This is a genomic window from uncultured Shewanella sp., from assembly GCF_947491715.1.
Classification (GTDB): Bacteria; Pseudomonadota; Gammaproteobacteria; order Enterobacterales; family Shewanellaceae; genus Shewanella.
The window spans coordinates 1-16,501 of record NZ_CANLKR010000026.1 but is presented as its reverse complement, the minus strand read 5'-3'; the positions used below and the strand labels follow the sequence as shown (position 1 = coordinate 16,501).

Genomic DNA, 16,501 nt, shown 5'->3' with positions numbered 1-16,501 from the left:
ATTTTTTCACCAAAATAACACTCAAACGACACGAAAGCATTAGTCGGTTTCTAAATTATAGTCGTTCGATTAGATAAGTATCATACTAATGACCCACTCAATATTAATGAATGTTAGTTAGTATGATTAATGAACGCCTATGTATCGGGAAAGGTATCTAGCTTCTATAAAGAAGTTGAGTGATTTTGTAATGAATACTTTATATGAGATTAACTTTTCCTTTATTTGAAAATGAATCATATCAAAAGGGAAAAATTATGAAAAGACAAGATAAAATAAGAGCAATCGCGTACCTATTGAGCTTTGTAATGCTCTGGGCCTTTTCAAGCCGCTCTCTGGCACATTTACCTGCATATGAATGAGAGCGGGTTCGTAATGACAACCACTTTACCGACAATGGTTTTGCACAACCTGTTCGAGGGGTATGTGATTTCTTCGCAAATGGAGAAACCGATCCAAACGCAGGTTCTGCTAACATTTATCTGGGCATGGGGAATACCCCTCCAAATTTCTTTTGTAATTACACTAGCCAAGATGATTGGAGCTTCCAATTTCCGGTGGATATCATTGAAACTGGCCGGGCTCCCTCACCTGATCCAAGAGATTTAGGCTTAACCTTAGAAGAAGGCTATATTCCATGTGAAAACAACAGCCAATGTTCAGCGTTTTTACCTGGAGGACCTGGAGGAGTTGAAGGGCAATGTGTTGATATTGGCGTACCTAACCACCCTTTTGACGTAGCTTTCTCAAATCCAATTGAAGCTCGTATGGATGGTCCAGATGATACAACCCATTGCGCTATACTACCAGGGGCACCAAGACCCAGAGAAAGTACAGTCGTTTTCAGTACCTTGACAGGAAAAAATGATGTTGACTGGGGAGTATACAAATATCTACCCGAATATGGACAGCAACCCATTGTAGCCGCCGCGCAACTGCCTGCTTGTAAAGAAAATTTAAATACTTTTGTTACTCACGCCTATGCTGGGCCATTAGAGTTACTCGACGCTCGCAGTGGAGAGCATCTATTTCAGCCAGTAACAGACGTTGGACGCTTACCTGATGAAGTTATAGAAAATTTGCCCGCAGGCTACGGCTTACGTGTTACACGCCCAGATGTATTTGAGCCCTCGAAACATCATCCCCGCCTTGGTTATGCTTCTGGTTTTGCACAAAATGCTTGGTTGTTAGCCCCTGATTCTGTTATTCAATGTATTGATGATTTTGAAACCTGTTTAGCTGATCCAACAGGAGAGTTATCAAAACATTATAATAACAATGATCTCTTTTTCATTGATGAAGAAGAACCTGTTGATCTTTATTTAATGTGGTGGGTAGATAATAAAAAACACAAAGGGAAAGGTTCTAAAAAGCATCATAAACAGTTAATTGATGTATCTATTACAACTGGGGTTGTAGATCAATTTATTGTGGGTGACTTTATCAATATAGGCACATCTGGACCATTTGGTGCCAATGGTCGTTATATTCACGGAAAGTGCAATGATCCAAGAGAAAAAGGCCGAGCAATAGTTTCGATTGAAACAAACTAACTTAACTCATCATGTATCCCCTTTATATTGATCTAAAGGGGATACATTGCACTCGATAAGACTTGTTGTATGCAGTGAAGGGAAAAATATTATGAAAGTTAAATTGTTGATATCCTTTTTATTAATGACGATTACCAGTGTAGAAGTGGTAGCAAACGTGTGTGATAGCATTTCTGAAGATCGACGCACACTCACAGGACGCTGTAACAATCTTATTCATCCTGATTGGGGAGTGGCTTGGAACATTGATCAAGATCTAGGGGGGGAGCCTGTAGTAGACGGGATTTTTACTCGTCTTTCTGAACCTGTTGAATACGCGAACGTACAAAACCGTACTTCACCAAGAGATGAAACGGTAAACCCAGTTATTGCGACGGTTGATATATTGGGTATAAATGAAGACCAGCAAAGACAGTGGTCACATACCAATTTATTGTTTGTTTATATGGTTCAATTTGTCGCGCACGATATGGCATTAACCGTTGCACCTTCAATAGACCCAGTAGGATTAACCGCTGGAGTAGGTAAAGTGAAGAATTCCAGTGGCGACGACTTTCTTGTCGGTTTACGCAGCGATGATTACATCGACAATTCTGGGGTTCCGCAGCAAATCAATGGTGCATCTGCTTTTCTTGATCTCTCGCCAACCTATGGGCCAACCGAAAGGATCAGTAATGCTTTACGTACTTTTGAAGGCGGTTTACTCAAAACCGCAGCACGAAAAACTTTCGAGTACAAGCATAGAAATACCCCTTCTCGCGATTTATGCAATTGTATTGACACAACAACGGGAGAACCATTTGGTGCCTTTAATGAGGGACTGACCAACGCAAAGGAAGTACTTGTTTTGAGTGCACCAGGTTTTACACCTGAGCCGTTTCCACATCTTGGCAAGTGTGTTTCGCCTGCGGCCTCATTTGGGACAACCTTTATTCCTGGCATAGGTGTAGTACCTGCAACGCCAGGTGTGTATACCTGCCCCAATCCAGCACTAGGTACGCCGCCTATGTTACTCCCTAATATCTCCTGCTCTATTGATTATGCGGCATTAAACGATCCAAGCCGAACGAGTTTTAGCTGGACTATTCCAGATGGTGTTGATTGGATGCCGTTTATTTCTGAAACCGAACCGGCTGTTCCTTTTGATGAACTGTTAGCGTCTACGACTGATCCAGCACAAGCATTTGCGGCTGGTGACTTTCGCGCTACAGAGAATCTCGGCATTATTACTATTCAAAATCTATGGTTGAGAGAACATAATAAGAATGCCCGTCGAATAGCTGCTGAGGAACATGATCTAACAGATGAAGAAATATTTCAAAAAGCAAGAGCATGGACCATAGGGGTTTATCAAAACACTATCTACAATGAGCTCCTACCGATGATTTTAGGTAAAAAAGCCTACAAACGTATGGGATTTAAAAAGCACTATAAGGATGACGATTACAACCCGACCACAGATCCTCGTACTGGGAACAGTTTCGCTGCTGCAATGCGGTTTGGACACTCTATGGTAACCAGAGACGTATTTCCTATCGATCCTGTGACGTTTGAACGAATACCGACAATTCAAAAACAATTACCACCTAATTTCTTTGGTTTGGATAGCCCCTCTGTCAACTCAGTATCTTGGGTTCATCTATCTGCTTCGGCGCAGTCGACCTCGATGGCTCCCGTTGATGAAATGATGGCCTTTATTGGAGGTCAGGTGCCTAGTGGTGCAGCACCCGATGACGCCATCATGGCGGGGATTATAAACTCTCGTGCTCAAGCCGTTGATCGTCTGGTTGAGCCATCGATGAATAATGCCGATATTTCCAATTGTTTCACGGGCAATGTTGCGATTAGTGTCCCCGCCTTTTCTGTATTCCGCGGCCGTACACACGGTATTCCGTCTTATCATGCTTTACTCGAAAATTGGACAGGAAAAAGCATTTACGGTAGAAAAAAATGCCCGAGGCCAAACGTAGATCAGGAATATGATCCTATAGAATGTTTTCGTTATTTAACCAATAACAAAGATGAAAACTTTGCAGCCGCACTTCGTCATACATTCAAACGCCTAGATTTAATTGACCCTTTTGTTGGCCTTATCATCGAAAGTGAATCTCGATGCCCAGATTGTCAATATGGCCAATACAATGGTGATATAAAAGGCCATAAAAAAGGTAAAAAACTTACTGATCTTGGCGTCGTTGGTCCAACATCTGCTTATATAATAGGTGACCAATTTTATCGTAGTAAAATAGGTGATAGATTTTGGTTTGAAAATTCAATCCATGGGTGGACAACGGATGAATTACACTCCATCCGTAATACAACAATGAAGGACTTGATTTCTACACACTTTCCTTCTCTGGCAGTCAAACTGAATGGATATGGAAACGTTTTACTTGGAAAAACGACATATAACTAATGTCCTAGCCCCTCAGCCAGCCGAAATGCACACAGTGCTATAATGATTGACCTCGCTCGATGATTTTATCCGAGTGAGGCTCTTTCTTGTAAAGATAACCTTGTAGTAGATCAATTTATTGTTGGTGACTTTATTTAATATCGGCACTTCTGGATCATTTGGCGCCAACGGTCTCTATATTCGCGGAAAGTGCAATGCTCCATGAGATCCAAGAGAAAAAGGCCGAGTAACCTATTTCAGAACTAGACACACTTTATCAGAGCTTCATTACTTTTGTTCTATAACATTCCAGACCTATATCATAATAAAATACCAACGTATTTTGAATACTTTCAATATGATCATCTTCATAATGAGAAACATAAAGAAGCTGACTTAGGTTTTCCCTTGCAATAAAGTCAACCGTTGTTTGAATGAGTCTTTTACCAAAGTAATCGAGCCCTTGGTAAGGTTCATCTAATATTAACAGCTTGGGCTGTTTGACCAATGCTCGAGCAATTAAGAGTAAGCGTTGTTGGCTATAATCAAGTTGCCTAAAACTGGTTGTTTCGTACTGGCTCATATTTAAAATGGCTAACCATTCTTTAGCCTGTTCTCTTTCTTTACGAGTAGGTATAGTGTATAAGCCTATTGAATCATAAAACCCAGATAATACAACCTGTAAAGCACTACAACTCACCCTATATTGTAAGTGTAATGCAGACGAAACCATCCCTATTTGTTTTTTAATATCCCAAATGGTTTCACCAGTTCCTCTTTTTTTACCAAATATGTAAATGTCGTTACTGTAGCACTGAGGATGATCGCCAAAAATAAGGCCAAGCAATGTACTTTTTCCGCAGCCGTTCGGCCCCTGTATTTGCCAATGCTGCCGATTTTCAATGCGCCAATGGATATCAGTAAAAATAATATTATCCAGATAATTGACTTGTCCATGCTTAATTTCAAAAATAGGCTCTATTGAATTTGGTTGATATTGATGACGACGAATAAGGGAGACTATATTTTGACTTTGTACAGCAGACTGTTCTTTTATTTGGTTTATTAATGGATGCTGCTCCCAGCTCATCTTTACCATGGTTTCTTTAAATTCACCTTGACTAAAGAGTGCAATATTTTCTATCCATTCTGGTGCATCCTCCTCTCTCGAAAAAATAACTAACATCTGAATGGGATTTTTGTCTCGTGAAGATAACGATGTTAGTAATCTTGATATTGATTGTCGGTGTGCGATATCAAGTCCAGTTAATATATTATCAAGCACTAAAAAATCAGGCTCCATAGCAAGTGCCCTCGCCAACATGATCCGCCGTGTTTCACCCGAGGACAATTGTCTAAAACCATGGGATTGTAAATGCCCAAGATCGAGTTCTTTCAATAGGGATTGTGTTAACATCTCATTCTGACATTCTTGAAAGATAAGTTCATATACATTGCTTCCAATATCCACTCTATTAAGGAAATCTGTATCATCTTTTGCAAGCTCTGATTCGAGTAAATCTTGCTGATCAATTAAAGACACATGGGCGACTTTACTGGCTGTCCTGTTAACATGTCCTGTATAATCATCTGATTTTTTTAAGTTATCTGTTAAAACTTTCAATAGTAATGAACCGACGTCTTGATCAGTAGCAAATACTGCCCAAGAACTGCCCTCATCAATTTTCCAATTATCGATTATCAGCTTTGAATATAGACTTTTATGAAGGTTAAATGCTGAAAAAGTGACTTTCATTTTTCATCCCTTACTCGATAGATATCGACTCTTATACCCCTTTTAGAGAAAGGCGTCAAAAAAGACAAGTACTTTGGCCCGATGACTTATTTTTTCTTTATGGGAATATTAAAAACAAAAAAATAGAATGTAGGTAGCGAAATTGACTTTCAAATAAAGTATCCTCAATTCAACAAAGATACTTTATTCATTATTGACTACGCCTTATCACTTTTAAACCAAGGGCTAATCAACTTAGGCTCATGACTAAATATGATCCGAGATAAGCGCTCAATTTCTGCTTGCCCTAAATGAAATTGTTCACCCATATAGACTTGAATACCATCAATAGAAACTTGGGTTGGTTCATCAAATTCAATATTCAATCCCGATATAGGATTGAAAAAGTATTTCATTGGAAATCCTTGCATGCTCTTAAGAAGAGTATTCATCTCGCTTTGAATTTGCTTCACATCATCAGCGGCATAAGCATTTTTAGGATGCTTTACACGAACTTGCATCATAATACTACAATCCTGTACGTCACCAGCAATATCCATATTAATTAATGCCCTGTCCGTCTTCAACTTAGCATCATAAGGCAAGTAAAGTTGCTGTTCGTTATTATAAGACAAGGGGTATGTATGTTTTTCAGTTGTAATATTGCCACTTTGAATGCGACATTTTTGCTTATTCGGCACTAAAAAAGCCATTTCAATCAATTGAAAATGCCCTTGATTCACCTTTTTCAATCTTTGATAAAATCCTTGATATTCCAATGAAAACGATGAAGCATAAGCCCCTATGCTCATCAGTGTAAAAAACCCCAATAACAGATTGATCAGTAAAAAACGTTTATGCTGCTGGTTTTGATTCATAATTATCCACTAAATATTTTTTATTATGTCGTAATAAGCTAAGTAGCTCATTAATATATGCTTGTTGACGCTCTGAGTAATTGATTAAGCCATAAACTAATTGGTTGGCTGTTGGTGTTTCTCCTTTAGAGCGAGACTCGGATCTAATTTTACGAAATAACTGATAAGCGGCATTAGTATTTAAATTGCGCATATAAGCAGCTATTGAAGCTTCAACGCTTGGAAAAACAGCCACTTCATGTGAAAGTCCTTGACTCCTTGAACGAGGTATTAAGCCGCAGCCTTTTTTATAACACCATTGCCCAAAAAAATTAAACCCTTCTCGCGCAAAACGTGAACTCCCCCACCCTGATTCCTTCGCTGCCTGAATAAGTACTAAAGGTTCTGGAATGGTATCCACCCTAACTAATAACGCATTAATAATGGGAATAGTGAGACTTCTCAAAGTAAATTGATATTTTTCAGTAATTTGATTTAACCTAAATTCTTCAGCTTCTGTCAAACTTCTACCTTGTGATAATTCAGAACGAATTGACAATAAAAACTGACGCTCGTCACCGATAATCGCATTTTGTTGATGCACCAAGGGACTTAAATAATTAAAGAAAGCCGCCTTTTTTTCACTCACCTTTGTCATTTTTGCAAAATCAGGAATGTTAGAAGCAGGTACCGCATTTTTCTCCAATTTTTGAGCTCCCTGCTCTTGAATTAACAGAGAGGGAATAAACATTAAGCGCACTATAACAAACAGAATAATGACACAACCCAATACAATTGTAATACGTCCTAATTTTCCTGTTTTCACGTCTACTCCTTACTTTAACCTCATCTATTACATTAATAGATAGACAAATTCACCCTATTATATGCTAGCTTAGTTAAGATTTCATCGCTAAAACATCGAACAAACATGTATAATGTGTTTTCTTTATGTTTTAAAAACGACTAAAAATACACAAAAGGCTTGGCATTCATGAAACATAATGCTCTCAACCACTTTAAACATGTAGTCGCTATTGGTGGAGGCCATGGACTTGGACGTGTCCTTTCATCTCTCTCATTTTTGGGCGACCGTCTCACCGGCATTGTCGCAACGACCGATAATGGTGGTTCAACAGGCCGTTTACGCGCAGATCAGAATTGTATTGCTTGGGGAGATTTACGCAATTGCCTCTCAGAACTCGCAGAGCGTCCTTCAATGGGAACGCTATTATTTGAATATCGATTTTCAGGAAAAATGGAACTGTCAGGGCATAATTTAGGTAACCTTATTTTACTCGCACTGGATGAATTATGTGTACGCCCTCTTGAAGCAGTGAATTTAATTCGTCGCTTACTCAAAATTGAAACAAGCGTTATCCCAATGTCTGAGCACCCGACTCACCTCGTTGCCATCGAGGCATCAGGAAACCGTGTTTTAGGAGAGTTAAATGTCGATAATATGACTGATACGCCTATTGCATTATCTCTGGAACCACAAGTTTCTGTAACCAAAGAAGCCTGTGAAGCGGTAAAAGAAGCTGAACTCATCATATTAGGCCCAGGCAGTTTTTTAACCAGTATAATGCCTCCTCTATTACTGCCACAATTTGCAGAAACACTCGCTCAATCTAAAGCTGAAATCATTCTTATTGATAACCTCACCAAAGAACCTTCCCCTATCAGTCATTGTAGTGTTAAAGATAAATTAGATTGGTGTCATCAATTACTAGGTGTTGAAATAGTCGATAAAATACTCTGTCATGCCGATAGTCCAACGCAGAAAAATAACATGTATTTTTATCCTTTAAGGAGTAAACACCACATTGGGTTACATGATAGATTAGCTTTAGCCGATGCGCTTTCGAGCATGGTAAATTTGAAACACATAACTGCCCAAGCGTCATAACATCTTTATCCCTTCGATACGCCCATCAATCAATGAAGTCCCCTTCTAGTTCTGGCCAAAGTACAACACTTTGGCTAAACAACACATGTATGAAACAACTTATTCTATTCATTTATCAATCATCACCAATAGCATATACATTTGTTCATTATTAGCGTGATTAAAAACACAGTTTCAATAAATTATTTCTTCAGAGCGTAAAGAAGTTCACTTTTCAAGTAAACTGTATTATAAGCAATAAAACATATACTTTAAGTCTTCTTAAAATAGCAGCTATTACTATGAAAGCACTGTTCTCCATACTTATTTCGCTCTTAGCAGCCTGGGCTTTATTTCATTTTAAATCCCAATTAGGCATTTTTTTGTTTCCTCTATTTCTCATGTTAGTCCTCTTCATCACATTTCGTTTATATCGAATGATGGAAAAAGACGATGACAACCAAAACTAATATACCAATTTAAGTGCATAAAATATGAGAAAAATAACATCCTCTATAACATACAAATTCGCCAAAATTATCCTGTTTAGTGGCATGCTTACCACTCAGTCTATGGCAAACGAACCTTTAACAGAACAAATCAATAAAACGTTACCTTTGAGCTCACAAACTGCCTTATGGATCCAAGACATTACACCTAACAGTCATACTTCAAAGGTGTTAATCAAAAAAGATCCTAAGAAATATTTTTTACCCGCAAGTACAATGAAGCTGCTCACTGCCGTTGCAGCCGATTCATATTTGGGTACCAACTTTACTTTTAAAACGATCATTTATAGTAATGCGCCTATCATTCAAGGTACTCTTAATGGCGACCTATTCATCTCTTTTGATGGCGATCCTAGCCTGACACACCAAGATATCTACACATTATTCAAAACCATAAAAAAAATGGGACTCACAACGATCACAGGTGATCTTTATTTACTCAGTAAAGAAGACAGCCACTTGCGTGCACCAGGCTGGAGTTGGGAGGATTTGTCTTTGTGTTATGCCGCCCCATTATCTCAATTTGCTATCGATCAAAACTGCATTAAGGCCAAACTCTCTCCTAGTAAAGACATTGCAGTCGCGCAACTACATCTTGAACAGCCCGTTCCCGTGCATATTACCAATAATGCTATTTATGCTCCTAATAAGGAGAAATGTGATCTTGACCTCACTTCATTACCTGAAAACCAATTTCATATTTCAGGTTGTTTCTCTAAACCCAATGGGATTAATTTGCAAATTGCTATTTCAGATCCAACACAATACGCAGAACAAACCTTAGCAAAAGTGATGTCATCATTAGGAATAGAACTGAAAGGACAATTTGTTCAAAAAGAGACAAACACCCAAGCCTTACAAACACTGGTTATTCACTCATCACAACCATTAAGTCAACTTATTAAAACGATGTTATCTGAATCTAATAACTTTATTGCAGATAGTTTAGTCAAAAAGATGGGGCAAAGGTACAATGGGAAAGATTTATTTGAACAAGGGATAAAAGCACTAAAAACAGAACTCAATTTTCTTGGTATTAATTTAGATAAAGCAACTATCGTCGATGGTTCTGGACTTTCTCGCTATAATTTATTAACCGCATCACAACTTGCATCTGTGCTTCAATTAATAGTCGATGACAATCGATTTCACTATCTGATGCAAGCTCTGCCGATATCTGGAGAAAAAGGTACATTACAACATCGCCTCGGCTTTAATTCAAAAGCACTAAAAGGACGAGTCATTGCAAAAACTGGCACGCTAAAAGGCGTAGATAATCTTGCAGGATTTATTAAAACCCACTCAGGAAAATTATTGCTCGTGATCAGTTTAGAAAATGGCATAGTTTCTCCGTTAAAAGGAAATAAAGCCATTCCTTTTAACGCCAAACTCTCTGAATTACTCATCAATCAATAAAATGGTCTATAAGAATAGAAAACAGACTCGATGAAGCCGTGCTGATAACAATTATCATTCATCAATCAGTGAAAGATAAATCGCTATCAGCACTCCATCTTAAAATAGAAAATCAGGCATGAGCATCGTTGCACTATCACCGGTATTAACTTGACTTAAATGAAAATCAGCTTTCGCTATCATTTTATCAAAATAGAATGTCATGAGGTATTGTTTTTGTTGTTCAAATGCTTCATCAGAATGACCTTCTGCTGCATCTGCCATCGCCAGCCAAAAGTAACCATATAAAATATAGCCAAAAGCATCTAAAAAATCGACCGCACAGGCATTAACCAAAGCAGGAGACGATACTTTATATCCATTCACTTTCATGGCAGTATCCAGTAAAGCACCAAATAAGTCAGCTACTCGTTTCTTATAATATGGTGAAACATTTAACATATTATCCATTTTTGCTTGGTGCTCTTCAATAAAACATTTTAGAGCCTCTACATTATCACCCGTTACTTTACGACCAAGAAAATCAATAGCTTGTATACCATTTGTACCTTCATAAATTTGAGCGATACGCGTATCTCTGACTAATTGCTCTATCCCAGTTTCACGAATATAACCATGCCCACCAAAGACTTGCTGACCCATAATGGCAGCATCTAAACCACGATCGGTTAAAAAAGCTTTAGCGACTGGCGTGAGTAACCCAACATATTGCAATGCTTTACTTTGAACCTCACCTTGTGCATATTTCGCTAAATCTAATTGTTGTCCGGTATACACTGATAATGCTCGACCCGCTTCTGTTAAACACTTCACTGTGAGTAGCATTCTCCTTACATCGCCATGAACAATGATAGGATCACTTTTTTCTCTTGACTTTGAACCTGCTGCCAATCCTTGCAGGCGCTCTTTTGCATATTCAGATGCCATTTGATAAGCCGCTTGTGACGTCCCCAAGCCTTGGATCCCAATCGCTAATCGCTCATAATTCATCATAGTAAACATGCATGCTAAACCTCGATTAGGCTCACCAATGAGGTAACCTCTCGCATTATCGAAATTCATCACGCAAGTTGATGATGCTTTAAGACCCATTTTATGCTCAATAGCTCCGACAGAGACTCCATTTTCTTCGGCAAGTTGTCCATTTTCATCAACCGTTATTTTGGGTACTAAAAATAGTGAGATACCTTTAGCATCAGGCAGTTTTGCTAATACTAAGTGGATCACGTTATCCGTTAAATCATGATCTCCCCCTGTGATGAAAATTTTACTGCCACTAATGGCATAACTTCCATCCTCTTGAGGAATGGCTTTAGTACGGATCCCCTTTAAATCAGATCCAGATTGTGGCTCTGTCATCCCCATTGCACCGGCCCATTCACCACTATAAAGAGAGGGTAAATAAGTATTCTTAAGGAGTTCACTGCCATGAGCATGGATACATAATGCGGCCCCAGCTGTTAACGACCCATATAATGTAAATGCGTTCGATGCACTATAGGCCATTTCATCAACCAACACACCTAACATTTTTGGCATGCCCATACCACCAAATTCTGGATCGCCACACAATCCAACCCAGCCTCCTTCGGCATACTCTTTATAAACCGTTTTAAACCCTTCTGGCGTAATAACCTTGTTATCTTTATGGACAACTCCTTGCTCATCACCACTGCGATTTAAAGGGTGAATTAACTCACGGCTAATTTTACTCGACTCAGCCAATATAGCCAAAGCCGTATCAATATCCACTCGTTCAATCATTTCAGGCAGAGATGACCACGTGGTTGGCGCGTCAAAAACTCGCTCAAGTAAAAATTGCATATCAACTAAAGGGGCGCTATATGGATTCATGACAAAGATTTCTCAAACGTTAGATTTAAACAGTTGTTTTAATTTATAACAAATTGAGATAAAAATGAAAACAATTTTTTACAAAATTAAAAAATGATAATTGGAACATTATTCGTAGATGACTAAAATAAAAAGCTCAGCCTTTAAGTGCTGAGCTTTTTTTATATTGCTGAATCAACAATATCAAAGAAACATCATATTAGATTAAATTATCATCGATATCATTTTGAGATGAGCCACTCTCCATAGGATCTTGCTCTAATCCTGTACTATCATCCATCGCATCGATACCACTATCACTATCATCTGCTTGAGTCCACCCTTGTGCTTCTTCTGCCGGTATGTCAATACCGTTAACATTATCAGTTTGACTCGGATCAAGCGCATATTCTTCACTCACTTCAATACTAATATCGCTACTTGCATCAGCTAGTGGTCTATCATATTCATCATACGCCTGAAAGTGCAGCCCTACCTCTCCAGAAAAGTCCTCTCCTAAATGGACCCCAATACTCTGAGACAAGTCCCCTGCCATCATAATACTGCCATCGGCTTGCTCTAACCCATCGGTTATTGAGACATCACTGGGCAAATTAGATATAAGCACATGATCCACATTCTCATAATTCTCCATAACCTCATCAGGTACATTGACTCTAATATCACTGCCTGGTGCAGCTGTGAAATCAGGCTCTAATTGATCATCAGATTGCACTTCATCTACGGACTCTGCGGGAACGTCGGGAGCAACGTCACCATCAGGGGTTTCGACACTCATCTCATCCGTTGTGACGCTAGATGAATGTGTAACGGTTTCAGTTTGACTTTCTAATGGAACCGCAAACTCGACAACTGATACTTCTCCATTTTGCAATACGGTCTCTATTGCTAACTCCCCATTAAAATCTGGTCCAGGCCAAAAAGTATGAGTCTCACTATCACCATTATCAATTAGTGTTCCTTGTTCTCCGAGATAATGCATCTCATGAACGACATCAGCTGATTCTAATCCTAACTCTTGTGCAATTTGCGTCATAGGGACAATAATGGAACCATCATCAGAAATGACTAAGGATTGTTCTTCTGAAGTGGACTGCACATTAACTTTGAAGTGGCTTTCTAAACTGTTATCGCCATCTGATGCAACAAAAGCAATATGTGCTTCACCTGTAAACCCTTCTGCTGGAGTAAAGGTATAACCACCTTCATCATGTTCTTCCAACAATCCCTCTCCCCAGGATAAAAATGCAGATTCGATATGTAATTCATCATTATCAGATAATTGGGCCAGCATATCTTCATCAGTAAAAAATAGTTTATTACCTTCTTCTACATCAGTTGTTACGATAGCATCGACTGTCGGCGTTGGGTTACTGCCTTCTTCTCCTCTCACGGCAATAGAACTTTGCGCATCATGTAGCATACCGTCTTGTTCAACCACATAAACAATATCAAGCTCTCCAGTAAAACCTTCAGCTGGAGTCACTGACCATGTACCATCATGATTATCCTCAATCAGCCCTTGATTTGACTTAGCAAAACTCACCATATGAACATCTCCCTCATTATTCGCATCCACGGAGTCTGCCATTTCAAGTAGTTCTGCTGTCGTCAATAACAAAGGTTCATCTTGTCCGGTTTCGAAATCACCAGATGGAACGGAGGTTTCTGCAGATTCAGGCTCTGAAGGCTCATCACCATAATCAACTGTTGTTGCAGATACTGTTAAAAAGAAGTTCCCAGAATAATCTTGCGGTGGATTTAAAGCAAGATCATCGACATTCCAATGTGTGACATTGAGCACTTGTCCAGGATAAGTGATCACAATAGTGTGCTCTCCGTCTGACACCTCAAAACCCACAGGAAAGCCCGTAATAACGAGATTACTCAAGGTTTCTGATTCATCAATCATTAACATGTTTAACCCTAAATGCCCCACCTCATCCTCATTGAATACTAATGGCCCTTCATGATCCGTTGTGATCACAACTCCATCGGCAATGGGTCTAACATAAATTGGCACGTCCAAGGTCGTTTCAAACTCACCATCACTCACAATCACTTGTATATCCGATGTTCCTGCAAAATTTGGAGCCGGAGTAAATGTCCAATTTCCATTTCCATCATCGGCAAGCTCACCAGCATCTTCCCCCTCTGTAGTAATAATCCGAGATACCACAAGGTTATCAGTATCGATATCACCAAATAAGTTCAATAAATCAGCTTCATTAAATGTAAATGCGTCATCTTCCTTTGTCGTAAGGTGCGCATTCCCTTCAGTAAAAGGTTTATCATTAACTGGAATGACATCAACATTGATTGAGCCTTCTACAGTATCCGTTCCATCTGAAACTTCATAACCCAATGCCACTGCCCCAAAGAAATCCGGTGGGGTTAACATATGAAACATTCCATCGGCTTGCTGCTGTATCGTTGCATTTTCTGGATGTTTTACCGTAATCCTTTCTAGGCTAATATCATCGCCATCAATATCGGTTACCTGTCCAATAATAAAAGCGGGGTCAATCACAAGCACCTGATCTTCTTCGCCATTCATGGTAAGAACTGGCGCATCAGGTACGTCATTAACAGGATGAATGGTCAGCGCCGCATGGCCATCCACCACATCCGTGCCATCACTGACACTAAAAGTCATAGGAATGCCGTCGGCATGGTTGTAATCGGCACTGGCGTTCAAAGTAAAGCTGCCATCCTCATTGGCCGTCACTGTCACATGGGGGTTATTGGTGGCCAGCTCGCTCGCCGTCAAGTGATCACCTTCCACATCCGTCATACTGCCAATCAAATCCGCCTGACTCACCACCAAAGTGCCGTCTTCATCAAATTCAAATTCCCGCGCCGGCACTGGCGCAATGTCATTGACAGGCTCGACCGTAAAACGAACATGACCAGAATCGGACAAGCCACCATCATCTGTAACGGTAATATTTAACTCAACTTCACCGTGCCAATCAGCATGAGGCTGAAAATGATAAGTCCCATCGTCATTGATTATCAGCTCACCATTATCACCAGAGTAACTCACTTCACTCACTGTCACTACATCAGAGTCAATATCAGTCACATGCTCTAAAATATCAGCATCAGTAAGGGAGAAAAGACCATCCTCATTAATGCTCGGCTCCAAAAGTACTTTGTCACTGACGGCATTAACATCATCAACCTCAGCCGGTTGCGACCCCATATCATACAATGTGCTTATCTGTGTTTCCGTTAGCACCTCGTCATAAACTTTCGCTTCAGCAATAATGCCGTTAAAGTCTTCAGCATCATCCCAATGATAATGCTCTGTTGAAGCATGCCCCCCTAGAGTCCAATTTCCTCCACTTCCTTCATAAGTGATAGGAGAGGTAAGTGCTACCTCACCATTCACAAAGAGACTGACTTCATCTGTTTCAGTGTTAAAAACCGCTGTTAGCTGGGTCATCTCATCAGTAGGAAGTTTATCCGATAAACTAACCACTCCAGAACCTGTATATACAGCAGCATGTCCGTTATTAGCAAGCAAACTAAAATCGTACCCCATATCATCACCGCAGATGATCATTTCTCGCCCAGCTGAATCCTCATCAGGCTGAACCCAAGCTGTTAAAGTATATGAAGTTTCTCCCGTTTGATCTGAGGCAACACCGCTATTAATTTGTTCAGCACCATCAAAGAATTCCTGCCCCTCCCCAACATCGGTATCCACGCCCATTGACTCAAAATCAATAAGCGGCTCAGGAAGATCAACCACGGCATCAGTGGTATCATCACTTTGCCTTTGTATGACAGGCGCATCATTAACCGGATTCACGGCTAAATCCACGCCGCTAGCCACCACCTCTATGCCATCAGACACATCAAAGCTCAGCGCAATGTCACCGTTAAAGTCCGCCTCCGGCGTCACCGTGAACGAGCCATCGTCATTGGCCGTCACCGTGGCATTGCCTTCCACTGTGAGGTTCGCCGCACTGAGGCTATCACCATCGACATCACTCGCGTTGGCCAGTAATTGTTCTTGGCTAAAGGTGATGCTGCCGTCTTCATCCACATTGTAAGCCAAGTTGCCTTCCACCACCGGCGTATCATTCACCGCCAAGGTCTCAATCCCCGCCGTGGTGCTCGCCGTCGCGCCATCATCATCCACAACCACTACATCCAACGTGATGTCACCGTTAAAGTTCGCATTGGGCGAGAACGTCACCGAGCCATCTTCATTATGCACTAACACCCCATCGGCGCCCGCGTAGCCGACACTCTCCACACTCACCGTACCGTCCACATCATGGCT

9 protein-coding genes are annotated in these 16,501 nt (G+C 40.1%); 4 read left to right on the top strand and 5 right to left on the bottom strand.

Translation table 11 applies throughout. From position 1 onward, the window contains the following. Window positions 1–557: 557 nt before the first annotated feature. Window positions 558–1,553 carry a hypothetical protein gene (locus Q0779_RS16580; RefSeq protein ID WP_298774212.1) on the top strand — a complete coding sequence of 332 codons (996 nt, stop codon included), beginning with the start codon at window positions 558–560 and terminating at the stop codon, window positions 1,551–1,553. 91 nt (window positions 1,554–1,644) lie between these two features. After that, window positions 1,645–3,969, top strand: a complete 2,325-nt coding sequence (locus Q0779_RS16575; protein ID WP_298774211.1) for a peroxidase family protein — start codon at window positions 1,645–1,647, stop codon at window positions 3,967–3,969. A gap of 256 nt (window positions 3,970–4,225) precedes the next feature. Here Q0779_RS16575 and Q0779_RS16570 read toward each other — a convergent pair whose 3' ends face one another. From Q0779_RS16570 to Q0779_RS16560, 3 genes are all read right to left on the bottom strand, one after another. Continuing rightward, complete coding sequence (locus Q0779_RS16570) at window positions 4,226–5,704, bottom strand: ATP-binding cassette domain-containing protein (protein WP_298774210.1); 1,479 nt, start codon at window positions 5,702–5,704, stop codon at window positions 4,226–4,228. Window positions 5,705–5,901: 197 nt separating this feature from the next. Then, window positions 5,902–6,561 (bottom strand): DUF2987 domain-containing protein, encoded by a 660-nt coding sequence (locus Q0779_RS16565; RefSeq protein ID WP_298774208.1) that lies wholly within the window; start codon window positions 6,559–6,561, stop codon window positions 5,902–5,904. Further along, window positions 6,539–7,366, bottom strand: coding sequence for a glucosaminidase domain-containing protein (locus tag Q0779_RS16560; protein ID WP_298774206.1), 828 nt, complete (start codon window positions 7,364–7,366; stop codon window positions 6,539–6,541). The genes Q0779_RS16565 and Q0779_RS16560 overlap by 23 nt, the downstream gene beginning before the upstream one ends. A gap of 168 nt (window positions 7,367–7,534) precedes the next feature. Here Q0779_RS16560 and yvcK point away from each other — a divergent pair, with 168 nt between their 5' ends. Together yvcK and dacB are read left to right on the top strand one after the other, a co-directional pair. Beyond that, entirely contained in the window at window positions 7,535–8,449 is a 915-nt protein-coding gene (yvcK, locus tag Q0779_RS16555) for a uridine diphosphate-N-acetylglucosamine-binding protein YvcK (protein ID WP_298774205.1), read from the top strand. Between the two features lie 473 nt (window positions 8,450–8,922). Beyond that, the gene (gene dacB / locus Q0779_RS16550; protein ID WP_298774203.1) at window positions 8,923–10,353 is read left to right on the top strand and encodes a D-alanyl-D-alanine carboxypeptidase/D-alanyl-D-alanine-endopeptidase; all 1,431 of its coding nucleotides are present in this window, start codon (window positions 8,923–8,925) and stop codon (window positions 10,351–10,353) included. Between the two features lie 99 nt (window positions 10,354–10,452). On the opposite strand, the gene Q0779_RS16545 is transcribed toward dacB, so the two are convergent. Both Q0779_RS16545 and Q0779_RS16540 read right to left on the bottom strand, forming a co-directional pair. Further along, entirely contained in the window at window positions 10,453–12,207 is a 1,755-nt protein-coding gene (locus Q0779_RS16545) for an acyl-CoA dehydrogenase family protein (RefSeq protein ID WP_298774202.1), read from the bottom strand. A gap of 199 nt (window positions 12,208–12,406) precedes the next feature. Further along, the coding region (locus tag Q0779_RS16540) for a tandem-95 repeat protein (protein ID WP_298774201.1) at window positions 12,407–16,501 on the bottom strand (4,095 nt) is incomplete at its 5' end.